Origin of the sequence: Novosphingobium sp. CECT 9465, from assembly GCF_920987055.1 — a bacterium.
Lineage (GTDB): Bacteria > Pseudomonadota > Alphaproteobacteria > Sphingomonadales > Sphingomonadaceae > Novosphingobium.
In genome coordinates, this window is record NZ_CAKLBX010000001.1 from 2339641 (window position 1) to 2365567 (window position 25927).

The 25927-nt window shown below is 60.7% G+C and carries 24 protein-coding genes and 1 tRNA gene; 11 read left to right on the forward strand and 14 right to left on the reverse strand.

The genetic code is table 11. The features are described 5' to 3' along the window. Positions 1-191: 191 nt before the first annotated feature. The 7 genes from LUA85_RS11155 to LUA85_RS11185 all read right to left on the reverse strand — a co-directional run bounded on the left by LUA85_RS11155 (position 192) and on the right by LUA85_RS11185 (position 5826). Positions 192-803: a hypothetical protein gene (locus tag LUA85_RS11155; RefSeq protein WP_231469702.1), complete on the reverse strand. Its 612-nt coding sequence runs from the start codon at positions 801-803 to the stop codon at positions 192-194. 148 nt (positions 804-951) lie between these two features. Further along, positions 952-1365 carry a hypothetical protein gene (locus LUA85_RS11160; RefSeq protein ID WP_231469703.1) on the reverse strand — a complete coding sequence of 138 codons (414 nt, stop codon included), beginning with the start codon at positions 1363-1365 and terminating at the stop codon, positions 952-954. A 27-nt stretch (positions 1366-1392) separates the two neighbouring features. Continuing rightward, on the reverse strand, positions 1393-2853 hold the full coding sequence (locus LUA85_RS11165) for a hypothetical protein (protein ID WP_231469705.1): 1461 nt from the start codon (positions 2851-2853) through the stop codon (positions 1393-1395). Positions 2854-2861: 8 nt separating this feature from the next. Further along, on the reverse strand, positions 2862-3212 hold the full coding sequence (locus LUA85_RS11170) for a DUF3768 domain-containing protein (RefSeq protein ID WP_231469707.1): 351 nt from the start codon (positions 3210-3212) through the stop codon (positions 2862-2864). A 144-nt stretch (positions 3213-3356) separates the two neighbouring features. Beyond that, positions 3357-3995: a hypothetical protein gene (locus LUA85_RS11175; protein ID WP_231469709.1), complete on the reverse strand. Its 639-nt coding sequence runs from the start codon at positions 3993-3995 to the stop codon at positions 3357-3359. A gap of 366 nt (positions 3996-4361) precedes the next feature. Continuing rightward, positions 4362-5552 (reverse strand): site-specific integrase, encoded by a 1191-nt coding sequence (locus LUA85_RS11180; protein WP_256448248.1) that lies wholly within the window; start codon positions 5550-5552, stop codon positions 4362-4364. 183 nt (positions 5553-5735) lie between these two features. Next, positions 5736-5826: transfer RNA gene (locus LUA85_RS11185), tRNA-Ser, on the reverse strand. A gap of 130 nt (positions 5827-5956) precedes the next feature. Here LUA85_RS11185 and LUA85_RS11190 point away from each other — a divergent pair. Together LUA85_RS11190 and LUA85_RS11195 are read left to right on the forward strand one after the other, a co-directional pair. After that, entirely contained in the window at positions 5957-7003 is a 1047-nt protein-coding gene (locus LUA85_RS11190) for a peptidylprolyl isomerase (RefSeq protein WP_231469713.1), read from the forward strand. Next, positions 7000-7320, forward strand: coding sequence for a DUF1905 domain-containing protein (locus LUA85_RS11195; RefSeq protein ID WP_231469715.1), 321 nt, complete (start codon positions 7000-7002; stop codon positions 7318-7320). The genes LUA85_RS11190 and LUA85_RS11195 overlap by 4 nt, the downstream gene beginning before the upstream one ends. A gap of 3 nt (positions 7321-7323) precedes the next feature. On the opposite strand, the gene LUA85_RS11200 is transcribed toward LUA85_RS11195, so the two are convergent. The 4 genes from LUA85_RS11200 to dapA all read right to left on the reverse strand — a co-directional run bounded on the left by LUA85_RS11200 (position 7324) and on the right by dapA (position 11879). Beyond that, positions 7324-9768, reverse strand: coding sequence for a response regulator (locus LUA85_RS11200; RefSeq protein ID WP_231469717.1), 2445 nt, complete (start codon positions 9766-9768; stop codon positions 7324-7326). Then, positions 9768-10328, reverse strand: a complete 561-nt coding sequence (locus tag LUA85_RS11205; RefSeq protein WP_231469719.1) for a DUF2062 domain-containing protein — start codon at positions 10326-10328, stop codon at positions 9768-9770. Before LUA85_RS11205 ends, LUA85_RS11200 begins: the two co-directional genes overlap by 1 nt. Before the next feature lie 106 nt (positions 10329-10434). After that, positions 10435-10917, reverse strand: coding sequence for an SsrA-binding protein SmpB (gene smpB / locus LUA85_RS11210; protein ID WP_231469721.1), 483 nt, complete (start codon positions 10915-10917; stop codon positions 10435-10437). Positions 10918-10988: 71 nt separating this feature from the next. Further along, positions 10989-11879: a 4-hydroxy-tetrahydrodipicolinate synthase gene (dapA, locus tag LUA85_RS11215; protein WP_231469723.1), complete on the reverse strand. Its 891-nt coding sequence runs from the start codon at positions 11877-11879 to the stop codon at positions 10989-10991. A 100-nt stretch (positions 11880-11979) separates the two neighbouring features. Between dapA and LUA85_RS11220 the strand changes: the two genes are divergently transcribed. The 6 genes from LUA85_RS11220 (at position 11980) to LUA85_RS11245 (ending at position 16796) form a co-directional block, all read left to right on the forward strand. Continuing rightward, positions 11980-14010 carry a lytic transglycosylase domain-containing protein gene (locus LUA85_RS11220; protein WP_231469725.1) on the forward strand — a complete coding sequence of 677 codons (2031 nt, stop codon included), beginning with the start codon at positions 11980-11982 and terminating at the stop codon, positions 14008-14010. 71 nt (positions 14011-14081) lie between these two features. Continuing rightward, positions 14082-14960 carry a DUF1963 domain-containing protein gene (locus LUA85_RS11225; protein WP_231469727.1) on the forward strand — a complete coding sequence of 293 codons (879 nt, stop codon included), beginning with the start codon at positions 14082-14084 and terminating at the stop codon, positions 14958-14960. A gap of 46 nt (positions 14961-15006) precedes the next feature. Continuing rightward, complete coding sequence (gene greB, locus LUA85_RS11230; RefSeq protein WP_231469729.1) at positions 15007-15498, forward strand: transcription elongation factor GreB; 492 nt, start codon at positions 15007-15009, stop codon at positions 15496-15498. A 10-nt stretch (positions 15499-15508) separates the two neighbouring features. After that, positions 15509-16138, forward strand: coding sequence for a histidine phosphatase family protein (locus LUA85_RS11235; RefSeq protein WP_231469730.1), 630 nt, complete (start codon positions 15509-15511; stop codon positions 16136-16138). After that, positions 16138-16317 carry a DUF4169 family protein gene (locus LUA85_RS11240; protein ID WP_231469732.1) on the forward strand — a complete coding sequence of 60 codons (180 nt, stop codon included), beginning with the start codon at positions 16138-16140 and terminating at the stop codon, positions 16315-16317. Before LUA85_RS11235 ends, LUA85_RS11240 begins: the two co-directional genes overlap by 1 nt. Then, positions 16314-16796 (forward strand): hypothetical protein, encoded by a 483-nt coding sequence (locus LUA85_RS11245; RefSeq protein ID WP_231469734.1) that lies wholly within the window; start codon positions 16314-16316, stop codon positions 16794-16796. The genes LUA85_RS11240 and LUA85_RS11245 overlap by 4 nt, the downstream gene beginning before the upstream one ends. A gap of 323 nt (positions 16797-17119) precedes the next feature. Here LUA85_RS11245 and LUA85_RS11250 read toward each other — a convergent pair whose 3' ends face one another. Then, positions 17120-17794, reverse strand: coding sequence for an outer membrane protein (locus LUA85_RS11250; protein ID WP_231469736.1), 675 nt, complete (start codon positions 17792-17794; stop codon positions 17120-17122). A 238-nt stretch (positions 17795-18032) separates the two neighbouring features. Between LUA85_RS11250 and rlmN the strand changes: the two genes are divergently transcribed. Next, complete coding sequence (gene rlmN, locus LUA85_RS11255) at positions 18033-19343, forward strand: 23S rRNA (adenine(2503)-C(2))-methyltransferase RlmN (RefSeq protein WP_231471849.1); 1311 nt, start codon at positions 18033-18035, stop codon at positions 19341-19343. A gap of 24 nt (positions 19344-19367) precedes the next feature. Here the strand turns inward: rlmN and LUA85_RS11260 are convergent, their stop codons facing one another. After that, positions 19368-22052: an EAL domain-containing protein gene (locus tag LUA85_RS11260; RefSeq protein WP_231469738.1), complete on the reverse strand. Its 2685-nt coding sequence runs from the start codon at positions 22050-22052 to the stop codon at positions 19368-19370. A gap of 113 nt (positions 22053-22165) precedes the next feature. Here LUA85_RS11260 and LUA85_RS11265 point away from each other — a divergent pair, with 113 nt between their 5' ends. Beyond that, the gene (locus LUA85_RS11265) at positions 22166-22963 is read left to right on the forward strand and encodes an alpha/beta fold hydrolase (RefSeq protein WP_231469740.1); all 798 of its coding nucleotides are present in this window, start codon (positions 22166-22168) and stop codon (positions 22961-22963) included. An 89-nt stretch (positions 22964-23052) separates the two neighbouring features. Beyond that, positions 23053-24357 (forward strand): FAD-dependent oxidoreductase, encoded by a 1305-nt coding sequence (locus tag LUA85_RS11270; RefSeq protein ID WP_231469742.1) that lies wholly within the window; start codon positions 23053-23055, stop codon positions 24355-24357. A 1-nt stretch (position 24358) separates the two neighbouring features. Here the strand turns inward: LUA85_RS11270 and LUA85_RS11275 are convergent, their stop codons facing one another. Further along, complete coding sequence (locus LUA85_RS11275; protein WP_231469744.1) at positions 24359-25792, reverse strand: globin-coupled sensor protein; 1434 nt, start codon at positions 25790-25792, stop codon at positions 24359-24361. Positions 25793-25927 lie beyond the last annotated feature (135 nt).

A 25927-nucleotide genomic window follows, 5' to 3' on the forward strand; every position in this document is an offset into this window, starting at 1 on the left:
ATATCCCAACGGCTCAAATCAGGGCGCTTCCGGACCGTCCGCTTCGGGGCGGGCGATCGGCAGCTTCTGTTAGGAAGAGACGTTCATTGTGGGTGATGCGAACGACCGATTAGGGGTCGGATCTTGACAGGCAGATTTGGCGCAAGCAAGTAGAGAGTGGTTTTTGTTCGCGAGATGAACCAATGGCCACCTCACTCCCTCGTCAACGCCCGCACCAAGGTTTCGCACAATCGCCGGGCATCCGGCCCCGCGCGATGTGGCGGCAGCGAACTCGCAAGCGCTGCATTATAGAGGTCACATATTTCCACGTCGGTGCGCACCATCGTACCGATATCGCCAAGCCTGAATGCGGGCGCTATGCCAGCAGCAATGGCAAGCGTGCCAAGCCAGTGAGCGTCATAGTGTCCGCCGTCGCACCACACGATCTGGTTTGGTTGCACGAACGCATTCAGCTTCGCCATCGCCTCGACGGCAGAAAGGCCATGCCGCAGGTCCCAGCGCCGAATGCCATGAACGCGCTCGGCATCTGGGTCCCACTGGTCATCAAGCGTCCATTGCGGGTCAGGCGCGATCAGGGTCGACCATGTCTCGATGGTTCCTTCGACGCCACGCGCAATCGCGATGCCAACTTCGATCGGGAAGCTTTCCAATGTCAGCGCGGACGCTTCAAAGTCGATGAAAAAGAGCGGAAAAGAGAGCTGAGGGCGGCCGCCATTCTCTGTTTGGAACGAACCGGCTGAGTGGTCAGTAGCGGTATCCATTCGTGGTGACTCTCTCGCGAGGCCGCGGTCAATAATGAACACAGACGCGCCATGCCTGCGCGTGCGAAACAGATATCGTGCGTCTACATCGGGCAAAAAGGCTGTCCCAGTCGGAAGAAGCCATCAGCTTGGTACCTCTCGGGACAGCAATTTCATAAATTCGTCTGCAACGGTGTATCGAGTGAATTGTTCAAATCTTTGTTTGGCTGCGGTCCTCGGTGATACATGATTCGTTCGGATTATGACCTTCTGGGATAATTGTCTGATCATAGGACATGGCATAAGCTCCCGCTTTGTATTTTCGCGGCTTTGCAAGGCAGATCAACAGTCCGGTCTTGGCGTCATAATCGTGACCGTGCGCGTCCTGGCGAGTGACGAGCCGATTTGCAACCGACGGGGCTGGAGACGGTACAACCGGCGCAGCAGATGGAGTGCTCTGAGGAGATGTCGGCGAGGAAGATGAAACAGACGCGGGTTGCGGTTCTTGCTTGGGAAGAGCTTCGATAGCCTGCTTGATTTGCTTCTTAATGAAACTGCCGACCCCCGCTTGGGCTTGAGTTGCCACGACGGCCGCGACAGTGGCGATGATGAACGACTTGCGCATGATTGTTCTCTATATCGTATTATGTGATTATTTATCGCCACGCGGGAAATAGCAACCAAGTTGTCCTGAAGTAACTCCATTGCGAGTCGGATAGCCCCATGTCCCGCCATGCTGACGACAAGGTTCTGCATATTTCCGAGTTTTTTCTTGGTCCGCAGCTTTCATTTGATCAACAGGCATGCCTTGAGCTCGCAAGTATTCCTCAGCCTGCTTGTTCGCAGCAGCTTGCTGTTGAGCCATCGCCTCAATGATATTTTTGGGGCCGCCGTCTGCTTGTTGCCTCTGTCGCCGCCGTGCCTCGGCTTGCTCAAAGGTCTGACCGTTGACAACCCACGCGCGGTTGAAGGCGTTGTTTCCGTCCTTTTGTTGTTCTTCAGTAGGCCAATTGTGGACGTCAGCGTACATCTCCGACCCATCGTCGTTGCCCCATACTTTGTAGGGCATTCCGCGAATTTGCATTGGGATATGCTTCCCGTCGAAGCCGTTGGCTATGTAAGTCACATCTGCAGAACAGATGACGCTTTGGAAGGGTATCGAAGAGACCAGTTTGAAATTACCGATCGTCCAAGCCGTAGCGGGAAGCCAAGTCGGCGTCTCCCTTGCTGTCAAGCCAGTCGCATGAACCTGACTCGTCGTTTCAGCCCAATGTATGATCCCTGCTGCCGCAATGGACACACCAATTTTGGGGCAAAACTTCTCAGGTTCCCAAGTGGCATTTTCTGTTCCTTTGGGGCGACCAGCCACTGCAGCGACAGCAGCGGCCATGGCTGGATCGTGCTCTGCCTTCTCCTCCACCATGGACCGGTAGGAGCGATCATCGAGAAACACGCGCTCCCAAATGGCCGCGATCGATGTCCGTTCGTCGAACCCCGTCAGGGGAAGTGTAACTGGTTCGATACTTCCAGTGGAACGGGAATATCGAAATTCCACATCGCGCAGTTCCACTCGGTGGGCGGGCACGGTGGAGGTAACGCTCGCGAAGGTGACACGGCAGACAATGACCGAGCCCGTTGAACTCACCACAGAGCCGTGGCTAACCGAGCCGGCCTTGACAGCCTGCTCCACGAACGTCTGCCGGTAGCGCTCACCCCAATCGCGGGTCAATTGTGATGCAGCATCCGTAAAATTGCCTCGATCACAGAAATCACTATCGACGGCGCTAGACTGAGCAGCAGCCGGATTAGTAAAGATTAACGCAAAAAATGTGGTGCAGGTAATCAATGCGACGTTGTGGCGCATACGTGCCTCCCTTCGTAACGGAGGCACCGGGCAAAGCCGGGTGTTCAGAACCCTGAGCAGACCCAAGGCGTCGCCGCCTTTAGGCGAGCCTTGGACATGCGCGACGACCACCCGGCCGAGGAATCTCGACCGGCGTCTGCTGTTTGAGGTTCTGACGCCTCCCCAACGGGACGGACCGTTGGTGACGCTTCTATGCGGGTTGTGTTTGTCCTGAGCAAGGCGTGACTCTGGAAAAGTGAAATTGATCATGGGCTATCCTACCAATCTGAAGCGAGCATCACGGTGAGCACTCGGCGCGTGACATTGGGGTTGGCAGGATCGTGCGAACCGTATGTGAGGCTCTTGTCGTAATAATCGATCTTCCAGATCAGATCGTATCCCCACAACGTCAGGTCGCCGAAATCTCGTTCACCGTGCGGGTCGTTGTCGGCATCGAAGCCGCCGTAGTTGGCCAAGGCCGCAGCCAACACCGTCGCGTCAAAACCGGTGACGCGCCTGAGGTTCTGGGTACTCATCACACTTCCACCGGTGCCGGTCTTGCGAAGGTGATCGTTGAGCCGAGCAATCGCCTCGGCTCTTGGCACGTCGATACATTTGGGTTTGGGCATGGCAGGGATCCTGTTTGCCGTTCGCAGCCGCCATCGCGACGCGAAGAGATCGCATCGAGTTAGCTTGCGAATGTTTGGGGAACTGCTTCGCGCAGCCACGTCTTCAACTGTGAAGGCAGGACAGCTGCGCGAAGCGTTTGTGTGCTACTTGCGCTTGGCGGCTTCGCGAACCTGTTCGAGCAGCTTGTCCAGAAGCGGCCTTGCCGCCATGGCTTGCGCCATCGCCTTGCCGAAAGGTGCGACGACTGCCGTCAAATCGTTTTGCTCGAAACCCTGCGCCAGTTTTTCGGCAGGGATTTGGAACGGCAGATACATCGCGAAGCTCTCGTCCTCACGAGCAAACCCTTGCTTCAACAGCGCGGCAACCGCCTTGTCATCGCGGACAATGGCTTCCGCATGGTCCTGAAGCCCTTTGCGAAATACCACTTCGATGCACAGGAATGACGGTCCGGTTTTGGTGGCGGCTGCAATCCAGGTATGTTCGTTCTCGTCTTCGTCGTGCGAGATTTCCGAAAGCTGCAGCCACATATCGCCGGTGCCAACACCTCGGGTCATTTTCCATTCGGGGCATACGACCTGCGGCATCCACTCGTTCTCGACGAGAATCCAAGGTGGTGTGACGACCTTCTCGATCGCCAGAAGCGCCTCGGCCATCATCCGTTCGCTAAGGTGACCAGCCGCATGAAAGAAATCGGCTTCCACCACGCCAATGTTGCGCACCACTCGGGCAGCCCATTCTGGATTCAATTGTTCGGAAACCTTGGTGCGTTGTTCGTGATCCATTGCAACAATCCTTCTGCAGGTATGGAGGCCCACAAAGGGAACCTCGTCCGGCACGACGCCGGTCTTGCAGCGGGTTGCGCACGACGTGGGGTTAAAGCTTTCCCCAAGCTATCGACGCGAACAATCACCCGGTCAGGGTCGTCCTGACCATTCCCTTTGCGTAACTCATTTTGGGATTGCGCCAGCCGAAAATCGAACCTGCTTTTGCCAGTCGGCGAAGCAGCAACTCGTATTCGTGACGCTTGGCAAATATACTGGATTCGGCCGAAAATGTCAAAAATGGCCATTTTACTGGCGTTTGAACGGATATAGCCAATTCAGTATTTTACGTAAAATTTCGCCCGCACAGCACTGATTCACGGGGCACTAATTGATGCCAAATCGGCGACCGCAATATGTCGCCCAAGCGGTCATAAGTTCGCGCCGTTTTTCCAGCGCTCGTCCGCGCCGATAGGCCCGCTCGACCGAAGATGCGACGGTATGCGCCAGGGCCATTTCGACTTCCTCACGGCCAAACTGGGTCTTTTCGCCTGCCCAGTCGCGGAAGGTTGAGCGAAATCCATGCACGGTGATGTCGGCGTGTTTCATGCGCTTGAGCAATTGAGATAGCGCCATGTCGGAAAGCGAACCACCGCGCGGAGCGGGAAAAACAAAGTCCGTCGGCTTCAGGCCGTCCTCGTTCACGGATTCGAGGATTGCAACAGCGGCGTCGCTCAGCGGCACCTCATGTTCCACTTGCGCTTTCATGCGGTCGGCTGGGACAGTCCAAAGTTTATCCTCAAGATTGACTTCGCCCCACGTCATGCCCCGTACTTCGCCGGAGCGAGCAGCTGTCAGGATTGCAAACTCCAAGGCACGCGCTGCAATGGCAGGTCGTTTACTCAGGTTCTCCATGAACGTCGCGACCTGCGCGAACGGCAAAGCGGGATGATGCTTGACCGAAGTCTTGCTCCGCTTGGGCAGCAGCAAGTCGAGATGACCGCGCCCACGCGCTGGGTTCTCACCAGATCGCAGCCCTTTGACCTTAGCTGCATCCAGAACGCGCTCGATCCGACCGCGAAGGCGTGAGGCCGTCTCCGCTTTGCTCAGCCAGATGGGTTGAAGAACGGCGAGAATCTCCTCGGTCGTGACCTGATCGATGGGCGTCTCGAACAGCGGCTTGGCGTAGGTCTTCAGCGTGTTGCGCCACTGCTGACGATGCTTGGGATTCTTGAAGCCCTCCTCGATGCCATCGACCAACTCCATGGCAAAGGTGCCAAAGGTGACCGGAGGCTTCTCCGCAATCTTGGCTTTGGCCCGCTCGACCCGAGGGTCAATCTCATCAATCAGCATGATGCGTATTTCCGCAGCGCGTTCTCGAGCCTTTGCCAACGTCACATCAAGTGCATTGCCGAGGCCGAGTTCGATTCTTTTGCCGCGAAGAGTGCCGATGAAGATCCATGATCGACCCGATTCACGAACACGCAGGTAGAGACCGCCACCGTCCGAGTAGACGTTGGGCTTGGTGAGCGTGGCCACCTGCCTAGCTGAAAGTTTGTTACGCGCGCGTGAGGGCATGATTTTCGCACACTAGCGCCACAAGTCGGCCACGGAAAGCCATAATTCCAGCCATAACTTTGGAGCTGGCTTGAGGCGATTTCCGACGAACTTTAGCGAACGCAATATCTGCATAAAGCTAGGGAAACCCTAGCTTTCTTGGCGTTCACCTTGGTTCGTGAAAGTCTGCTGAAATGCAGTATCTGGCGGAGCGGGTGGGATTCGAACCCACGATGAGCTTTTGACCCATACACACTTTCCAGGCGTGCGCCTTCGACCACTCGGCCACCGCTCCGCATGAGCCTGTTCCTTTCGTGACGGACACGAAAACTGGAATCAGGAAAACATCACATCCGCACTGGAAGGGTGCCCCTAGCGGCACATGATCGCTTTCGCAAGGCGTCGGTTCCTGCAATGATGAACTTATGTCGCTGCTCGCTCTGCTCGCCGCTCTTGCGGCTTCGCCCGAACCTGTTGCTCCGCCCGCCAAGGCGCTTTCTCCGACTGAGATCGTGGCTGCGGCACCCGCTGCGGATTGGATGGCGATTGCGCCTTCGGACCTGCTGGTGATGGACCTTGCGCCCGATGCTGCAGGGCGACCGCGCCGCGTGGTGATCCAGTTGCTGCCCGCGCCGTTTTCCCAGGGGTGGGTCGGCAACATCCGCAAGCTGGCCGCCGCGCACTGGTGGGACGGCACGTCGATCAACCGCGCGCAGGACAATTACGTGGTGCAGTGGGGCGATCCCGATGGTGAGGACAAGGCGAAGGCCAAGCGGCTACCTCGAAATCTGTCTGTCATCGCACAGTCCGAATATGTAATCCCATATTCCGCTGGATTGTTTGCCAAGCGGTGGGATCAACAAATTAGAGACGCAAAATATCAATTCGTGCCGGTGCCTCCTCCACCCCCAAATTGGAATGGTTTCAGTGATCCATATTCCAAGGCGTTCAGTTTTGTCGGCGGCTTCTCTGTCGGTATGACGTTGGCGACCGTTAACGAGATGACTACCGACAGCCTGACTGGTCGTAGATTTCCTGCGATGTTCAGCGTTCCTACATCGGTCTGGCCCGTCCACTGCTACGGCACCGTCGGCGTGGGCCGCAACGAACCGCCTGACACCGGCACTGGCGCGGAACTCTACACCGTCATCGGCCACGCCCCGCGCCAGCTTGATCGCAACATCGCGATCGTCGGCCGGGTGATCGAGGGGATGGAGCACCTCTCCACCCTGCCGCGCGGCACCGGCAATCTGGGCTTTTACAAGACCGCGCCCGAACGCACGCCGATCCGCTCCATTCGCAACGGCACCGATGTGCCCGATCTGCCCGTGTTCGAATATCTCGGCACCGAGAGCCAGAGCTTCGCCCGCTATGCCGATGCCCGCGCCAATCGCCGCGATGCGTTCTATATCCAGCCCGCAGGCGGTGTGGACATCTGCAACGTGCCGGTTCCCATCCGCCGCCGCAAATGAGCGACACCAGCTATGATCTGACGGCTACGCTCTGGCGCTGGTCGGGCGGTGCCAATGCGACCGACTGGTTCTTCGTCACCATTGATGGCGAAGCGGACGAGGCGCTTTCTGCCACCGCGCTGATGCACCGGCTGGAGACAGGCCGCCGTTCGGGCTGGGGCTCGGTGAAAGTAAGCGTGACGGTGGGCGATACGGCGTGGCGCACTTCGGCGTTTCCCAGCAAGGCCGAAGGGTGGATGGTGCCGGTCAAGGCTGCTGTGCGCAAGGCCGAAGGGCTGGTTGAGGGCGAGCCGTTCACGCTCACGCTGGCGTTCTGAAAATCAGCCGCCGCGCAGGACTTTCTCCACCGCCTCGGCGATCTGCTGCACCGAGAAGGGCTTGGCGAGGAAGTGCATGTTGGGAATGTCGATCTCGCGCCGCAGATGCTCTTCGGCATAGCCTGACATGAACAGGAACGGCAGGTCGGGCTTCAGGGCGCGGATCTCGCGGGCCATGGCCGGGCCATCCATCGATGGCATGACCACGTCCGAAACGACAAGATCGAACTGCCCGCCGCGTCCGATGGCTTCAAGGCCCTCTTCGCCGTCGGCGGCGGTTGTCACTTCATAGCCCTGCCGCGCCAGCGCGCGTTCGGCGACGGCGCGGACGGTGTCCTCGTCCTCGACCAGCAGGATGCGCCCGCCCCCGCTCCACTCGCGCCGCGCCTCGGCCTTCGGACGCGCGGCGGCGGCCGCCGCTGCGGTCTCGGCAGCATCGGGGACGTGGACCGGCAGGTAGATGCTGAAGCGGGTGAACTTGCCCACTTCGCTTTCGGCAAAGATGAATCCGCCCGATTGCTTGACGATGCCGTAAACGGTCGAAAGACCGAGGCCGGTGCCCTTACCTTTCTCCTTTGTGGTGAAAAACGGTTCGAAGATTTTACCGATCTGGCCTGGCTTGATCCCATGGCCGTTATCCTCGACCACCAGCGCGGTGTAATCGCCGATGGGCAGAATTTCGCTTTTCATCGCGCGGACATCGGATGCCGTCACGCGCCGGGTCATCAGCTTGAGCACACCGCCGCCCTTGGCGCCGGAGACCTGCAACTTGTCGGTGATCGCATCGCGCGCATTGACTGCCAGATTGAGCAGGACCTGTTCAAGCTGCGTCGGATCGGCGCGAACGAAGCCGAGGTCGCGGTCATGCGTCACTTCCAGCACGATCTTTTCGCCGATCAGCCGTTTCAGCAGGGCCGAGACTTCGGCAACCACATCGGGCAGTTGCAGCACTTGCGGGCGCAACGTCTGCTGGCGCGAGAAGGCGAGCAACTGACGGGTCAGCGAGGCCGCGCGATTGGAGTTCGCCTTGACCTGCTGGATATCGTCGTAATCGCTGTCACCCGGCGTGTGGCGCATCAGCATAAGGTCGCAATAGCCGATGATCGCGGTCAGCACGTTGTTGAAATCGTGCGCCACGCCGCCGGCAAGCTGGCCCACTGCCTGCATCTTGGTGGCCTGCGCGATTTCCCGCTTAAGCCGGGTTTCTTCGGATGAATCCTTGAGGCTGAGCAGCACCGCCCCCTCGCCCAGCCCGCGCACCCCGGCAAGGCTCAGCGAAACCGGTTCTTCGGGCGCGGCGCGCAGGCGCACGGCCACGTCACCGGCCATCGGTGTGCCTTGCGCGTAACGGCGAACGGCATCGGCCAGCGCGCCCTTGTCTTCCTTGATCACCAGATCCGAAGGATAGGGCGGCGGAATCGTGTCTTCATGGCCTGCTGCGCGCAGGAACGCCGCATTGGCAAACAGGATGCGCCCATCGCGGTCCGTCATCGCAAGGCCCAGCGGCAGGCGCGAAAGCAGCGCCTCGATCTGTGGCAGGCCCGCCCGCACCTCGCCCACACCGCCCTGGTTGTCGATCAGCAGAAACAGCGATGCGGTGCGCGCCGGATCGATATTCGCGATGCCATCAGGGTCGGCGATGGGCAGGTGCACCAGCCGGACCGGCGCGCCTTTACGCGCTTCGCGGGTGTAGAAGATGCGCTCGGCCTCGTCGCTGGCAAGAAACGAGACGAAATCGGCCCCGGTCAGGTCGGTGGCGGCATCTCCGGTCGCCCGCTGGGCAAACAGGGCGTTGGCGGCAACGATCAGGCCTTCGGGCGTAACCACTGCCGTCTGGATGCCTTCGCGCGCAAGGGCGCGGCCCAGTTTTCCCGCCACGTGCCCCGCCATTTCGGTCACGAGATTGTGCGTGGCAACGGGGTGGAAGCGCCAGACGAGAAAATCCTCGCCGCGCCCTGCCCGGCTGATTTCGGCTCGCCACAAGGCTGCATCTGCAACAACAGCGTCGACACTGGCCACTCCATCGCGCCAGGCGGCGCGCATCGCGCCCTCCAGCGCCTCTACCGATGGTTTGTCGATCGGCAGGCGCGGCGGCGCGGCGGAAACGCCGAACCACTGGCTCATCAGGGCGTTGGCGCAGACGAGACGGCCTGCACGGTCGGTTATGGCGATCCCGGCGTCAGTCCGCTCGATCGCGGCATTCGTGACCGACCAGTCAGGTGTCGCAAATTCGGCGGCCTTGTCGGCCATTGCCGGACGCGCGATCAGCCGCAACGCTGCGGCGATCACACCTGCGCCTGCAACAAAACCGCCCGCGATCAGGGCCTGCCCGGAAACGCCCCACAACAGCCCGGCACTTGCCGCAACCGCACCGCCCAGCACCAGCCAGTCGCGCAAGGGTGCGCGTGAGGCGGCTTTCCCTTCGCTGTCGGCGGCCACGCTTGCCATCAGTCGGGGAAATCCCGCGCTGCGGCGCGCAGCTTGCGCACCTTGCGCTTGTGCGCCGTCCACCAGCGCCAGCCGATGGCCGAGAGCATATAGCCCAGAAGCGCGGCGACGATGGAAATCAGGAACAGCCCGATGACCAGCGATGGTGCGGCGTCAGACCCCAGCCACGCCAGCCAGTCACCGATGCTGGCGCCCCGCGTCACCATTTCGCTCACCGTCGAGAAATCGGCATGGAAACCAAAGCTGTTGCCCACCGCAATGGCGCCGGGCAGGAACACGAACAGCGTTGTAGGCGGGATCGACACGAAGGTCATAAGCACCGCCAGCGGGATATTGCCGCGGCACGGCACGCACATCAGCGCAGCCCCCACGATCTGGATGCCGGGGATCAGCGCAAATATGCCGATGAACAGCCCGGCAGCCACACCACGCGGCACGGAACGCCGGGTAAACCGCCAAAGTTCGTGACGCGCGGCCAACGGACGGGCAAAGCGGTTATGCTCCATCTGCTCTCGCGTTGGCATGTTGGCCCGCGCCCAATTGACGACTTTTTCGAACATCGGCCTGTGCTGTTACCCGTATCCCGTTCGCCCCGCCACGGGCCGATTGACCGCCATTAGATCAGACCGCCTTACCGCGCGGTGAAGCGGATCACCTTTCGAGCGCTTAGCCGTTATCCTTCATGATCCGGGCCTTGTCGCGCTTCCAGTCGCGCTCCTTCATGGTGCTGCGCTTGTCCGCGTTGTTCTTGCCCTTGGCCAGCGCCAGTTCCACTTTCGCTCGGCCGCGGCTGTTGAAATAGATCGACAGCGGGACCAGCGTCATGCCCTTGCGTTCCACCGCGCCGTGAAACTTGGCGATCTGGCGTTCCTTCAGCAGCAACTTGCGAGGGCGTTTGGGCACATGATTGTTGCGGTTGCCGTGGCTGAATTCGGGCACGTTGGAATTGACCAGCCACACCTCGCCATTCTTCACCTCGGCATAGGATTCGGCAATCGAGCCTTCGCCAAAACGCAGCGATTTCACCTCGGTCCCGGTCAGGCAGATCCCCGCCTCATACCTGTCCTCGATGAAATACTCGAACCGCGCGCGCCGGTTTTCGGCAACGACTTTGGTTTTCTCGAACTCTGGGTTTACGGGACGTGCCATGATGCTTGCCCATGTAGGCGCTGGCCCGGCAAAGCGGAAGTGGGGCTTCACACTTTGTCGGGCGGATAACGTCAGGCGACTTCCAGCAATCCGGCATGCTCCAGCGCCGCATCCACGGCGGCCCGCGCTTCGGCGTTGCAGGCCACCATCGGCAGGCGCAATTCGTCGCTGATATCGGGGAATATCCGGCTGAGCGCATACTTCACCGGCCCCGGCGAGGCGTCCTCGAACATGGCGTAATGCAGCGGATAGAGCTTGTCGTTCAGCTCGCGCGCCAGTTCCAGATCGTTGGCGGCGCAAGCGGCCTGAAATTCGGCGCAAAGCTTGGGGGCGACATTGGCCGTCACCGAAATGCAGCCGACCGCGCCCGCCGCATTGGCCGGAAGCGCCAGTTCATCATCACCCGAAAGCTGGCAGAAATGCTTGCCGATGCCCATGCGATGATCGGTCACGCGCGAAAGATCGCCACTGGCGTCCTTGATGCCGATGATCTTGTCCGAGAAGCGCTTGGCCAGTTCGCACACGGTTTCCGGCTTGATGTCCGTCACCGTGCGGCCCGGCACGTTGTAAAGCACGATCGGCAGGTCATTGTGCTCGGCAAGGTAGCTGAAGTGGGCGATGATACCCGCCTGGCTGGGGCGATTGTAGTAAGGCGCTACGCACAGCGCGGCCTGCGCGCCGCACTTCCGGGCGAAATTCATGTGCAGCAACGCGTTCATCGTATCGTTGCTGCCGCAGCCCGCGATCACGGGAACCCGGCCCGCGACCTGCTCCACGCAGACCTCGATCACGCGGTGATGCTCGGCGTTGGAAAGCGTCGAAGCCTCACCCGTGGTGCCGCAAGGGACCAGCGCGGACGATCCGTTCTCGATCTGCCAATCCACCAGACGGCGAAATGCTTTCTCGTCAAACGCTCCATCGCGAAAAGGAGTCACAAGGGCCGGAATGGAGCCGGAAAACATGGACAATACCCCTCAATTTACCCCATGATGCAGTTCGGTTCATCGTGAGCCGAACCCGCACGGGGTCTGTTCAGCGCCTGATAAGGAGCCGCTCCATAGTATGTCCGGCATGGACGTGAAAGCCTTGATCTTGCGTTGGGGGATTGCAGGGTTCCTGCTCCAGACGCTCGCCGCCTCCAGCGCAGTGCATGCCAATGATGCGCCCGTAGCTGCCGATAGCAGCGGCGGCGCGGATTGGGATCGTGCGCGCGCCAACCTCGTCTCCAGCCAAAGCGGGCCGATGATGGGCGCGGTTGAACGCTGGAAACTGCTCACCTCGTCCAATCGCTTCGGCTTTTCGGACTATTCCACTTTCGTGCTGACATATCCTGGCTTCCCGGATGAGGAAAAGCTGAGCCGCTACGCCGAACTGGCGCTTGAACGCGCACCGGCGGACGCGGGCCGGGTTGCCGCCTATTTCGACCGCAAGCCTCCGCTGACCAACGCAGGCCGCGCGCAATATGCGCTGGCGCTGATGGCGCTGGGCCGGCCCGAAGCGCGCGAAGCTGCGCGCGCGGCCTGGCGCGGCGGCGCGATGAGCGATGCTGCCGAATCTGCGATTCTTTCGTCATGGGGCACCAGCCTGACGCTGGACGATCACGATGCGCGAATGGACGCGCTGCTGTGGGCAGGCGCGCCGGAACAGGCCGCGCGGCAACTCGTGTGGGTCAGCCCCGCGCGCAAGGCCATCGATGGCGCGCGGCTTGCCGCGATGCAGGGCGGCGATCCGTTTGGCGCGGCAGTGGGCATTTCCGGGCAGAAGCTCAACAGCGATCCGGGCTTTGTATTCCAGCGTGTGCGGCAATTGCGCAAATCAGGACAGGGCGCAGCCGCCCGGTCGCTGCTCGCCAACCGTCCGCTGCTGGCGCGCATGCCGCTTGATCGGGAAAAGTGGGTCGAGGAACTGCTGATCAATGCGCGCGCCGCCGTCAATGCAGGCGATGCGCGCAGCGCGATGCGGATTGCCGCCGGGATCGACGATGCTTTCGCTTCGGGGGAGGATGTCAGCCAGTCGTCATACGAGCTGCGCGACGATTACACATCGTTGATGTGGCTGGGCGGAACGCAAGGCTGGTTCAACACCGGCGATTATGCAGGCGCGGCCCCGCTGTTCTGGCGCTATGGCGCAGCCGCGCGCACGCCGGGCACCCGTTCCAAAGGGTTCTACTGGGCGGGCAAGGCCGCCGCCAGAGCGGGCAATCAGGCTGAGGCACGGCGCTATTTCGAAATGGCAGCGCAATATGCCGATCAGTTCTATGGTCTGCTCGCGCTGGAGCGGCTGGGCCGCCCGGTGCCCACATTCTCCACCGATTCCACCGCGCAAGTCTCGCCCGACGAACGCAGCCGGTTCTATGCGCAACCGCTGACGCTGGCGGTGCGCGAAGTGGCGCGCGGGGCCGATTGGCGCACTACGATCCGCTTTTTCAAGGAAGTGGCCGAACAGCAGCAGAGCGAAGGCCAGCACATGATGGTGGCGCAACTCGCGCGTGACCTCGGCCGCCGCGATCTCGGAGTGATCGTGGGGCAGGCCGCCGCCGCGCGCGGTTTCCTCGATTTTCAGCACATAGCTTTCCCGCTGATCCCGGTCCCGCCGGGCCATGAAAGCAAGTGGACCGCAATTCACGCGATCAGCCGCCAGGAAAGCCAGTTCGCGCAAAACGCGATGAGCCACGCGGGCGCGCGCGGGCTGATGCAACTGATGCCCGCCACCGCCAACGAACAGGCAGGCAAGCTTGGCATGTCGTACAGCACATCGGCGCTGATCGACGACGCCAGCTACAACATCATGCTCGGCTCCGGTTACTTCCAGCGCATGCTCGATTATTACGGCGGCTCTTGGCCGCTGGCCGTCGCCGCCTATAACGCCGGCCCCGGAAACGTGAACAAGTTCCTGCGCGCCAACGGCGATCCCCGGAATGGCGGCGTGGACTGGGTGGAGTGGATCGAAAAGATCCCGCTCTCCGAAACGCGCAACTATGTGCAGCGCGTGCTGGAAAACGCGGTGGTCTATGAAGCGATGAACCCGCAGTTTGCGACGTATCGCGGGGCGAACCCGATGAGCTACTTTATTGGGAAGCGGGAGCCGGGGTGAGGCGGCGTTTCTTTTAATTATCAACTCTGGCGACTTCGATACTTAATTGGCTGACCTTGAGGAGCGGCAGGTTGGATTGGTTTGACGAAAAACTGAAAGCTCTTGAAAATGAGCGCAATTTCAAGCTGCGTGTTTTTCGTAGGATAATCGATGAAAAGGGAAATCCGATTCCTCGCAATCCCGCAAAGTTGAAAGCAGAAAAGGCGAAATTCCTAAAGTCGAAAAAATTGGCATTAATCGGCCGACCGAGTGAACAAAAAAAGAGATCCTACTCCGGCGGATTGCCGCTTCTGCCTTCTGAGATTGCTTGGCCGATGGTGGACGAAACACCTTTCGTGTTTGTTTGCCAGATTGATCTATCTGAAATTTCGATTGAGGATAAATTCAAGTGGATGCCAGACAAGGGAACAATTTTCTTCTTCGTCGCGCCGAGCACCTGCGACGAAACGGCTCCTGAACTTTTTCGTGTCATTCATTCCTTCGACAGCACTGATCACCAACATCCGCTTCCAGTCGGGGGTGCCCCTCCCTATCCTCGCTTCGATTTCACATTCGAAAGCGATTTTACATATGATCTGGAATTCAGTGCATCTGCACTGCAACATGATGATCAAGTTGAATTCGATAATTGGGCTTACGAAGTCAACGCTGCAATAAAATCGCATACAAAGTGGCAACTCGACGGATGGCCGTGCGACCTTCAGTCCAACAAAGATATGCCGCGAATTTGCGAAATGCGCTACCGGAACCTTACCGACGATGATCGTGGCGTACTAAAAAGCCAGAATTTTAGCAATTCCCTTGCGGATTGGGTATTTATCGGCCGAGTACATCGGACTGGATTAGACTCACCTTGGGCACACTATCATTGTGGCTATTTCTGGGTGAGAAAGAGTGACGCTAAGCGTGGTGATTTTTCAAAAGTGATGTTTTTTACGCAGTCAGATTAGTGCGCACAGCTTCTATCGCCCCCTATCTTTGCATTAAAGCCACCCCATGAAGCCTGACGGTCACCCCATTACCCCCGCCGGATTTGCCGCCTTGCGCGCCCGCTACGATCATCTGCTGGGCACCGAACGCCCGGCCATTGTCGAGATCGTCAGTTGGGCCGCTGGGAATGGCGACCGGTCGGAGAACGGCGATTATCTCTATGGGCGCAAGCGGATGCGGGAGATTGATCGGGAGCTGGCGTTCCTGGCGCGGCGGATGAAGGCGACGCGGGTGGTCGATCCGGCGCGGATGGAGGATCGCACGCGGGTGCTGTTTGGCGCGACCGTGGAGATTGCCGACGAGGACGACGCCCGGCGCGTGCTGACCATCGTGGGGGATGACGAGCAGGATGCTACCAACAACCGGATCGGCTGGAGCGCGCCGATTGCCAAGGCGCTACGCGGGGCGCGGGTGGGGGATTTGCGGATCGTGCGGCTGCCTTCGGGGGAGAAGGAATGGGAGATCATGAGCATTTCCTATCCAGACGCCACAGGCTAAAGCGTTACCCATGAAACAGGGTCGCTTTTACATCATGCGCCACGGCGAGACGGTTTATAACGCCACACGCCGCATTCAGGCCAACAACATCCACACCCCGTTGACGCGGCAGGGCTTTGAACAGGCGGTGGCGATGGGCTGCGCGTTACGGGCCGAACTGGGTGAGAGTCCGCAAGTGACGCTGCACATTTCCGATACGGGCCGCGCGTTGCAAACCGCCGCGCTGATCGCCGAGGAACTGGGGATCGACTGGTTCGCCGGACGGCGCACGATGGACCTCAAAGAGATCGATATGGGATCGTGGTACGGGCGGTCGTACAGGGAAGTGGAAAGTGAAGTCGGCCCGGTCCTGATCGAGGACCACCTCCTGCGCCCCGCCCCCGATGGCGAGGACTATCCCATGATCGTCGCACGCCTGAACCGCTGGCTGGATGAACTTGGTGATCCCGGAGGCGATCATATCGTGGTGATGCACGGCATTTCCAGCCGGGTGCTGCGCGGGATGATGGGCGGCTATCCGGTTCATCCCGTTCACCGCGCGCCGATTGCGCCATCCCTGGTGCAAGGGTCAATCACGCTGGTCGAACACGGGGCTGAGCGCACGATATTCGGTTCCGAACACGGGATAGAGCACGCCTGATGGCGGAAATCGTCAACCTCCGGTCCGTCCGCAAGGCCAAAGCCAGAACTGCACAGGAAAACGAGGCACAAGCCAACCGCGCAAAGTTCGGGCGCACCAAGGCCGAAAAAGCGCGCGACAAGATCGAGGCTGCGCGTGCCACGCGGAAGATTGACGGCGCGCTGCGGGAAAAGCCATGAGGAAACTGCTGGCGTTCGCCGCGCTGACCCTGGCAGGAACCGCTGTCGCGCGCGACAGCCTCGGCATATTCGGTATATGGGGGGCATTCCACGATCCCGCCGTGCCGCGCTGCTATGCCATTGCCACGGCCCAGAAAATCGCGGGGCGCAAGCAGGAATTCCAACCCTATTTCACCGTTGGACACTGGCCCGCGCGCGGCATTCGTGGCGCGGTGCATGTCCGGCTGGCGCGGCGATTGGCAGCGGGTTCCAAAGTGATCGTATCGTTCCCCGAAGCCAATTTCGCGTTGCAGACCGGGCAAGCCGATGCCTGGCCGACCGACCAGACCGCCAACGCCGGGATTATCGCGCAGATGCGCAGCGCCCGGTCGATGGTGGTAATCGCGCGCGGCGCCGATGGGCGGACGTTCCGTGACAGCTATCCGCTCAAAGGTGCGGCTTCGGCCATGGATGCGGCGGCGCTGGGTTGCGCGCGTTAATACCAACTTGCAGTGATCCTGACCCATGAGGACGTTTTTTGGCGGTTCTCGGCAAGGAGCGTCCGAAGGGGTGATGTGGTTCATCATTCCGAGGGCGCGACGCTGTCCGAGGACCGCCAAAAATCGCCCGCAGGGTTGTGCTACCCCGCCCGCTGGACAGCGTCGCAGCCTTGCAACGATGAACCACATCGCCGCTTCGGCTGCTCCTCGCCAGCGAGCGGGGTAGCACAATCCTCATGGGTCAGGATCACTGCAGGTTGGTATCAGACGAAAAAGGGCGGACCTTTCGGCCCGCCCTTCCTTTGCTTGCGCGTTCTGACGGATCAGAAGCGGACGCCGACGCCCGCCATCACCGAGTGACGATCGGTATCGATGCTGAAGCGGCTTGAATCCGGGGTATCGCCGTTGAAATCAAATTCGGCTTCGCCAAGGTTGGTGTACTTGTATTCGACCTTCACGAAGGCGTTCGAACCGACCTTCTGTTCAACGCCAGCACCTGCGCGCCAGCCATCGGTGTCAAGGCGCTGACGCAGATTGGTCGTGCCATCGGTGCCCTGCAGGTTGAAGCGGGCGTTGCTGTAGCCGCCCTTCACGTAAAGCAGGGTCTCAGGCGACATGGCATAACCAAGGCGACCACCGAAGTAGTACTGGCGCCCGGCATCAACGCGACCGAGATTGAACACGGTCGGCTCGTCGTTGTTGTAATCGCGCGATGCGCTGCTGTCGGTGATTTCGGCTTCGGCGCCGACGATCATGTTGGTGCCAAGCGGGATGTCATAGCCGACAGCGCCGCCGTATTCGACGCCGTCGATCGACTGCTTGATGTCGCGGTCGGTGTCGATGTCTTCGCTGCTGCCCGAACGGATGTGGTCATAGCCGACCAGCGCTTCGGCGTGGAAACCGCTGAACGCTTCTGCCGGGGTGGCATCCTGTGCGAAGGCGGGAGCCGAGGCGGCAAGGGCGGTGCCAGCGGCGAGAATTGCGCAGATCTTCTTCATGGTAAACTCCATTCAACCAATTCCTGCCGGGCCATTTGCATTGCGTTGCGGCACGACAGTCCTCACCCAAATGGCCGAAGCACGATCCGGTTTCCTGAACCTGAGACAACAAGAAGGTGTTGTAAATCAGTCACATTTTTGCGACGAACCGAGTGTAGATTGCGTCAATGTACGGGAACCTCCGCCGCATTGCGGTATTCGCGCGCCTGTGTTTGCGCGAATGGGCGCAAATCCCTATATGCGCGCGATGGATTCCCACATCGACACCATTCGCCAGCCCGCGGCACACATGCCCATTCCGGGGCACATCGATCCCGTTCCCGTTCCGCGCGAGGTTACGCCGCGCGACGATGGCCGGATCGACCTGATCGGCCTTCCCCGCAAGCAGATCGCCGATATCTTTGCCGAGGCCGGGCTGGATGCCAAGGCGGCAAAGCTGCGCGCCAAGCAGGTCTATCACTGGATCTACCACCGCGGCGTGATCGATTTCGATGCGATGACCGATATCGCCAAGACCATGCGCCCGTGGCTGGCCGAACGCTTCGTGATCGGCCGCCCGGAAATCGTCGAGGCACAGGTCTCCACCGATGGCACCCGCAAGTGGCTGCTGCGCACGGCGGACAAGCATGACTTCGAGATGGTGTTCATCCCCGATGCGGATCGCGGAACCCTGTGCGTGTCCAGCCAGGTTGGCTGCACACTCAATTGCCGGTTCTGCCATACCGGCACGATGCGGCTGGTGCGCAACCTGACCCCGGGCGAGATCGTCGGGCAGGTCATGCTGGCGCGCGATTCGCTGGGAGAATGGCCGAAAGGTGGCAATGACACCCGCGTTCCCACGATGGCGGGCCTGGATTTTGATGACGAGGACGAGGACGAAGGCGAATATACCGCCGACGGGCGCCTGCTCACCAACATCGTGATGATGGGCATGGGCGAGCCGCTGTATAACTTCGACAACGTGCGCAATGCGCTGAAGCTCGTGATGGATGGCGATGGGCTGGCGCTGTCGAAGCGCCGGATCACGCTCTCCACCAGCGGCGTCGTGCCGATGATGGCGCGCGCAGGAGCAGAAATCGGCGTAAACCTCGCCGTCTCGCTCCATGCCGTCACCAAGGAAGTGCGTGATGAGATCGTGCCGATCAATCGCAAATACGGCATCGAGGAACTGTTGCAGGCCTGCGCCGATTACCCCGGCGCATCCAACGCGCGGCGCATCACGTTCGAATATGTGATGCTGAAGGACAAGAACGACAGCGATGACGATGCGCGCGAACTGATCCGCCTGATCAAGCAGTACGATCTGCCAGCCAAGGTCAACCTGATCCCGTTCAACCCGTGGGATGGCGCTGCCTACGAATGTTCAACCCCGGAACGGATAAAGCGCTTTGCCGAGATCGTGTTTGCGGCGGGCATTTCCGCTCCGGTCCGCACCCCGCGCGGACGCGATATCGACGCTGCCTGCGGCCAGTTGAAGACCGCCGCGGAAAAGAAGAGCCGCGCCGAACTGGACCGGCTGGCCGAAGAAAAGCAGGCCGCGCTGGGCTGAACCCTTGCGCGGCTGATCTTTGCTTCAGCCGACCTTGCGCGGAACGATCATGTCGTAGTCCGTGCCGGGTACGCTCGTCGGGCGGGCCGCCACAGCGGCGATCCGTCCCGCATCGTCCAGCCTCAGCGGCTGCGAGAATTCGACGCCCATGCGATCATCCCCCGACCATCGGCAGGTTGCAGTCACCGCATGATTTTCGCCAAGTTCGACGCGGAAGATCGTTCCGGGCGGGACATTCCACAAGCCTTCCAGCAAGGCGCCGGTCTGGCTGATGTTGCGAATCATTGCGGTGTAGCTGTGGCCGCCATGTTCGACCGTGATCTTGCGCAACATCGATTGGCGCGCCGCGCGGGCCGAACGCGGACCTTGCGCAATCGCCATCAGGCCGGTGGAAAGGCGGGCGGCTGCATTTGCGGCTGAAAGCGGACGTTCGTAGATGTAGCCCTGCACATGGCTACAGCCGAGCATGCGGACGAGATCGAGTTCGTCCAGCGTCTCGACGCCTTCCGCCGTTGTCTCCATGCCGAGCGCTTCGGCCAGGCTGACGATCGAGGCAATGATCGCGCCATTGCGACTGCCGGGCTGGGTTGCCCCGCGTACGAACGACTGGTCGATCTTGATCTTGTCGAACGGCGCTGTCTTCAGGTAGCCAAGCGAGGAATAGCCGGTCCCGAAATCATCGAGCGCCAGGCGGACTCCAATGGATTTCAAAGCCTTGAACATCTGGTCGGTGCCCTCGTCATCGTTGAGGAACACGCTTTCGGTGATTTCGAGTTCAAGCCGTTCCGCCGCGACTTGCGAACTGGCAAGGGCATTTGTCACGACCAGTGGTAGCGACGGATTGGCGAACTGCAATGGCGAAACATTGACCGCCACGCGCACATTTCCGGGCCATCTGGCCAGATCCTGGCAAGCCGTGCGCAGCGCCCATTCCCCGATCTGGGCAATCAGGCCAGTGTCTTCTGCCACCGGGATGAAGCGCGAGGGGCTGATCCAGCCCTGTTCGGGATGATTCCAGCGCAGCAGCGCCTCGAACCCTGTGATCTTCTCGGTCGCGGTCTGCACAACCGGCTGGTAATAGAGTTCCAGCCCGCCGGACGTAACCGCATCGCGCAGGTCTTCCTCCATCTTGCGGCGTTCTTCGGCATCGCTGTGAAGATCGGCGGCATAGAAGTGGTGCCGTCCGCGCCCGCCATCCTTTGCGGCATAAAGCGCAAGGTCGGCGTTGCGGATCAGGGCTTCGCTGGTCACGCCATCATCGGGCGCTATGGCAATGCCGATGGACGCGCCGATCATCACCCGGCTGCCATCGATCGAATAGGGCTGTGACAGGCTTTCGATCACGCGCGCGGCAAGGTGGCCCAGTTGTTCACGCTCGATCTTTCCGGGCAGGATCACCTGGAATTCATCGCCGCCCAGCCTGCCGACGCGGCCCATCTTTCCGACCACGCGTTCCAGCCGCTGCGCCACGTGCTTGAGCAGCGCGTCGCCCGCCGGATGGCCGAGCGTGTCGTTGACCTGTTTGAATCGATCGAGATCGAGCAGGAACACCGAACAGGCGCGATGATGGACCTGCGGCGCCAGCAGGATCTTCTCCAGCGTCTGCGACATGCGGAAGCGGTTCGAAAGCCCTGTCAGCGAATCGAAATGTGCAAGCCGCGACGCGTGCTCCTGCGAGCGGCGCTTTTCCGTAAGATCGGTGCCCGATCCACGAAAGCCGGTAAAGTTGTTGAACGTATCATACGTCGGCCGTCCGGTGATCGACCACCAGCGCTCTTCATCGGTGGCAGCAGCGCGCACCGCCAGTTCGCTGAAACCGGACCGGGCAGACAAATGGAACGCAAGTGTCCGTTCGCCCTCGCCCGATTGTTCGGCCAGGTTGAACAATTCGGAAAAGGGCCGCCCTACCAGGTCTTCCACGCGGCGGCCGATCACTTCGGCGACGCGATTGGAAAGGTACGTCAACTGGCCACGGCGATCGGTTTCCCAGAACCAGCCCTGCCCGGTTTCTTCATAGTCCGAGAGAATTTCCTGCGCGCGTGTCTGCGCCCGCTGATCGCTCTCGGCCTTTTCCCGGACGACCATATCGATCCGGCGCTGGCGCAGATAGGCGGCGAATGCGATGCACAGGCCTATTGCCAGCGCGGCATAGCCTCCGATGTGCGTGGCGACGCAGGTCACGCCCGACCAGATCGAAACTTGTGCTGCCAGAACGCCGACAAGCCGTCCCGACTGGACGACCGTGGCCAGCAGCGACATCGTGGCAACCACCGCGATGCAATGGAACCACGCCACACCCGAAACAGCACCGAACAGTCCGATCGCTGAGCCGAACAGGAACATGGGGAAAGCCACGACCAGCCCCATCAGCGCCATGCGCTGACCTGTTTCGAGATTCCGGTCCCGCTCGACCTTCATCGCGAACGTCGAGAAATGAACCGCAAGCGCAGCAATTGCGATGATCGCCGAAGGCAGCAGCGGCGGTAGCGAAAGATCGACCATGGCAAGAAACAGCGGGGCAAGCGCCATCGGGATTGCCAGCTTCGGCCATTCCGGGGAAATGAGCAGGTTTGCCGGATCGCCGCCGAACAGGAAACTTGCACCTGCATCGGCAACTGCGGGCGCGGAAATGCGATCGCGCCTGCGCGTACGCGAAAAATCGCCGGAAACCCCGGCCTTGGGCATTACTGGATCAAACTCAACCGCCATGGGCAAGTCTTTGCACCCGCGCGCTTTTATAAAGGGTTAAGTCCTGCACCAAAACAGGTGCTTTTGCCGCGCTTGCGAAGGTGGTAGGCACTCGCCAGGAATGCGGGGTATCGGTGAGTAATACAGCACAACAATCGTTGATCGGCGTCGCGGGGCGACGACTGAACGTGGCGCGTTGGAATGTCGGCGCGGATGCACATCGGCCGTTGATCATGCTTAACGGCATCGGCCTCAATCTCGAACTGCTCGGCCCGCTTGCCCGCGCCTTGCCGGAGCGCGAGGTGATCTGCTTCGACATGCCGGGCATCGGTGCCTCGCCCGATCCGATCGTGCCCTATACCATTTCGTGCATGGCGCTGACCACGGCGGCACTGCTGGACAGATTGGCAATCGAACAGGCCGATGTTCTGGGAATCAGCTGGGGCGGCGCGCTGGCCCAGCAATTCGCATTCCAGCATCGCGCCCGCACCCGAAAACTGGTGCTGGCTGCAACCACGGCAGGAGCCACAATGGTTCCGGGCAACACCTCCGTGCTTGCCCATATGCTCGACCCGCGGGAATATACGGTTGCCCGGACGCTGCGCCGCAATCTTGCATCGGTCTATAACGGCGGGGGCAACGCCCGCGTATCGCTCAATGCGGTGAAAGCCCCGTCTCCGCTGGGTTTTTCATACCAGTTGGCCGCATTTACCACCTGGACCAGCCTGCCGTTCCTTCCGCTCCTGTCGATGCCCGTCCTGATCATGGCTGACGAGCAGGATCAACTGGTCCCACCTGCCAATGCCCATCTGCTGCACAACGCGATTCCCGATAGCAAGCTTGAGATGTTTCATGGCGGCGGACACTTGTTCATGCTGTCACAGCGCGAGCGTTTCATAACGAAAATGCGCGCTTTCCTGGACGAAGATTGACGCCCTGCCAAAAGACCGACAATTTCGCCGCTTTCCTTTTGATGTGCATGCGATAGCTTCATGGTCGGGAAACAAGCCATGGAGAGGCTATGCGGCATATCGCGATCATCGGTTCGGGTCCGGCCGGATATTACACCGCCGAAGCCGCGCAGAAGCTATGGGGCGATGACGTCCGCGTCGATATTTTCGACATGCTTCCCGTGCCTTATGGACTGATACGCACCGGCGTCGCTCCCGATCACCAATCCATAAAAGGCGTGTCGCGGCGCTATGAACAGACTGCCCTTTCCGAAAACGTCCGCTTTGTCGGCAATGTAAAGGTCGGGCAGGACATTGCAGTTGCGGAACTGCAAGGCTTCTATGACGCGGTCGTCCTTGCTACCGGCGCGCCGCGCGACCGCCAGCTCGGCATTCCGGGCGATCATCTCGGCAATGTCCATGGCAGCGCCGCATTTGTCGGGTGGTATAACGGCCATCCCGAATTTGCCGCGCTCGACCCGGATCTTTCCGGGCATACGGCGGTGGTTATCGGCATGGGCAATGTCGCGCTCGATGTGGCGCGGATTCTATCGAAAACCCGCGAGGAATTTGCCGGGAGCGACATTGTCGGCCACGCGCTCGAACGGCTGATGGCATCGCATATCCGCCGCATCGTGATCCTTGGGCGGCGCGGCCCTCACCAGATCATGATGACGCCCAAGGAACTGGGCGAGTTGGGCCACCTGACACGCGCGGCGCCAAGGGTCGATCCCGGTGACCTGCCCGATATTGCCGATGATGCCCTGCTCGAACCCGGCATCCGCAAGTCGGTCACCCACTTGCGCGCATTTGCCGCGATCCCGGACAGCCAACGGGCGGACCTGCCGCTCGAAGTGGAGTTCGATTTCTTCGCGGCACCGCGGGCTGTGCTGGGCGAAGGCAAGGTCGAGGCGCTGGAAGTGGAGCGTACCCGGATCGAGGCAGGTCGTGCTGTCGGCACCGGCCAGTTCTACGAGATTCCCGCCAGCATGATCGTATCCTGCATCGGCTATCAGACCACGCCTATTCCCGGTGTACCTTTCGATGAACGCGCCGGACGTTTCGCCAATGATGAAGGCCGCATCCTGCCGGGGCTGTACTGCGTTGGATGGGCGCGGCGCGGGCCTTCGGGCACGATCGGCACAAATCGTCCCGATGGTTTCGCGATCATCGAGATGATTGCCGGGGATATCGGCAGTGGCACGGGCAAAAAGGGGCGGGCCGGATTTGATGCCCTGGCGCAAGCCCGCCAGCTCGATATCGTCACCTTCCGCGACTGGAAAAAGATCGAGGAAGCCGAGGCTGCACGTGCCCGCGACGGTGCCCCGCGCGAGAAATTCGTCGATATCGCGGAAATGATCAGGGCGCGGGACTAATTCAGGCCGCCTGTCGATAGCTCGCGTCGGCATGAGTCTCGACGCGGAATTTCGAGACGAGGGTCGAAAGGCGACTGGATTCGTTGGCAAGGCTGCGCGCGGCAGCGGTCGCTTGCTCGACCATGGCTGCATTCTGCTGAGTCATCGTGTCCATCTCGCGCACGGTTTCGCGAACCTGTCCGATGCTGGCGGCCTGTTCGCTCGCCATGCGCGCGATACTGCTGGCCAGATCGGCCACGTGCCCGACCTGATCCACGATCAGCGCAAATGTCTCGCCGGTCTGGCCGACAAGGTTGACGCCGCGCTCGACCTGATGGGAACTGGCGGTAATCAGCACCTTGATATCCCGCGCCGCATCGGCGGTTCGTTGTGCCAGAGCGCGAACTTCAGTGGCAACGACGGCAAATCCACGGCCTGCCTCCCCTGCCCGCGCCGCTTCGACCCCGGCATTGAGTGCCAGCAGATTTGTCTGGAAAGCGATGCCATCGATGACCGAGATGATCTTGCCGATCTCCTGGGCCGAACCGTGAATATCCTTCATCGCACTGACCGCTTCACCGACCACCGATCCGCCCTTCAACGCTTCGCCATGCGCCTGATGAACCGAATCGTGCATATGTGCCGCATCATCGGCCGAATTGCGGACGGTCGAAGCCAGGGTTGTCATGGCGGCCGAGGCCTCCTCCAGGCTGGCGGCCGGCTGTTCGGTCCTGCGCGCCAGATCGTCCGACGCCTGCCGGATTTCCTTTGCCCCCACACCGACAGAAGTCGATGTGTCGGCAACAGCGGACAAGGCGTTGGACACCTGTCTTCGCATGCCATCGAGATGCCTTTGCAATTCGGCAAAGGCGGCAGGCAGTTCGGGTACGCTTGCGGCGAAATCGCCGTCGGCCATGGCCTGCAAGCTTGCGCTGACCTCATCGACCACGGCAATGCGGGCGGCTTCCGCTGCCTTGAAATAGGCCGAGAGCGCGATTTCCATATCAAGCAAGGCCATTTTGATCAGCGATCCCACCGCGCGGGACTTGCGCTTGCTGCCACCCAAGCCGCCAATGCCTGAAAACATTCCCGCAATGACCTGTTCGAGCACCATGGCATAGGCCCCGATATACCAGCCAGGCTCCAGTCCGATCCGCGCGTGGACATTGCCGATCACCTCGGCACTTTCGAAATACCTGCTGTCCGCACGCCCACGGAACATTGCCGCCCAATGCTCGATCTGCTTGTCGCGGGCGTGATTCATGGCGTGGCGCGAGCCAAAGAACCGGGCGGTTTCCGGCGTGGCGGAAATCTGGTCATAAAGCTTGTCGAGCGCGGGGGGCGCATGCTTTTCCAGGGCACGGGCAATGCCGGGGAACCGATCGAAATCCTCACTGCCGATATTGAAGAACGTCAACTTCTTCGAAATCTGCCGTTCGCTATCCGTATTCTGCATGTGCGGTGCTCCTCAAGCATGAGACACTCGCACCCGAACTTCAACATGGCTCTAAAGCCACGCTCGAACGGCTACTAAACCCTGGAGAAGCACGTCGTTAACATTTTGCCCATGCCCCCCATTCAGGGACGGGCC

Excerpts from the sequence above, each read along its gene's own strand:
- LUA85_RS11160 (WP_231469703.1), bottom strand. The coding sequence starts at position 1,365 with ATGCGCAAGTCGTTCATCATCGCCACTGTCGCGGCCGTCGTGGCAACT.
- LUA85_RS11165 (WP_231469705.1), bottom strand. The coding sequence starts at position 2,853 with ATGATCAATTTCACTTTTCCAGAGTCACGCCTTGCTCAGGACAAACAC.
- LUA85_RS11170 (WP_231469707.1), bottom strand. The coding sequence starts at position 3,212 with ATGCCCAAACCCAAATGTATCGACGTGCCAAGAGCCGAGGCGATTGCT.
- LUA85_RS11175 (WP_231469709.1), bottom strand. The coding sequence starts at position 3,995 with ATGGATCACGAACAACGCACCAAGGTTTCCGAACAATTGAATCCAGAA.
- LUA85_RS11180 (WP_256448248.1), bottom strand. The coding sequence starts at position 5,552 with ATGCCCTCACGCGCGCGTAACAAACTTTCAGCTAGGCAGGTGGCCACG.
- LUA85_RS11190 (WP_231469713.1), top strand. The coding sequence starts at position 5,957 with ATGTCGCTGCTCGCTCTGCTCGCCGCTCTTGCGGCTTCGCCCGAACCT.
- LUA85_RS11195 (WP_231469715.1), top strand. The coding sequence starts at position 7,000 with ATGAGCGACACCAGCTATGATCTGACGGCTACGCTCTGGCGCTGGTCG.
- LUA85_RS11200 (WP_231469717.1), bottom strand. The coding sequence starts at position 9,768 with ATGGCAAGCGTGGCCGCCGACAGCGAAGGGAAAGCCGCCTCACGCGCA.
- LUA85_RS11205 (WP_231469719.1), bottom strand. The coding sequence starts at position 10,328 with ATGTTCGAAAAAGTCGTCAATTGGGCGCGGGCCAACATGCCAACGCGA.
- smpB (WP_231469721.1), bottom strand. The coding sequence starts at position 10,917 with ATGGCACGTCCCGTAAACCCAGAGTTCGAGAAAACCAAAGTCGTTGCC.
- dapA (WP_231469723.1), bottom strand. The coding sequence starts at position 11,879 with ATGTTTTCCGGCTCCATTCCGGCCCTTGTGACTCCTTTTCGCGATGGA.
- LUA85_RS11220 (WP_231469725.1), top strand. The coding sequence starts at position 11,980 with ATGTCCGGCATGGACGTGAAAGCCTTGATCTTGCGTTGGGGGATTGCA.
- greB (WP_231469729.1), top strand. The coding sequence starts at position 15,007 with ATGAAGCCTGACGGTCACCCCATTACCCCCGCCGGATTTGCCGCCTTG.
- LUA85_RS11235 (WP_231469730.1), top strand. The coding sequence starts at position 15,509 with ATGAAACAGGGTCGCTTTTACATCATGCGCCACGGCGAGACGGTTTAT.
- LUA85_RS11240 (WP_231469732.1), top strand. The coding sequence starts at position 16,138 with ATGGCGGAAATCGTCAACCTCCGGTCCGTCCGCAAGGCCAAAGCCAGA.
- LUA85_RS11245 (WP_231469734.1), top strand. The coding sequence starts at position 16,314 with ATGAGGAAACTGCTGGCGTTCGCCGCGCTGACCCTGGCAGGAACCGCT.
- LUA85_RS11250 (WP_231469736.1), bottom strand. The coding sequence starts at position 17,794 with ATGAAGAAGATCTGCGCAATTCTCGCCGCTGGCACCGCCCTTGCCGCC.
- rlmN (WP_231471849.1), top strand. The coding sequence starts at position 18,033 with ATGCGCGCGATGGATTCCCACATCGACACCATTCGCCAGCCCGCGGCA.
- LUA85_RS11260 (WP_231469738.1), bottom strand. The coding sequence starts at position 22,052 with ATGGCGGTTGAGTTTGATCCAGTAATGCCCAAGGCCGGGGTTTCCGGC.
- LUA85_RS11270 (WP_231469742.1), top strand. The coding sequence starts at position 23,053 with ATGCGGCATATCGCGATCATCGGTTCGGGTCCGGCCGGATATTACACC.
- LUA85_RS11275 (WP_231469744.1), bottom strand. The coding sequence starts at position 25,792 with ATGCAGAATACGGATAGCGAACGGCAGATTTCGAAGAAGTTGACGTTC.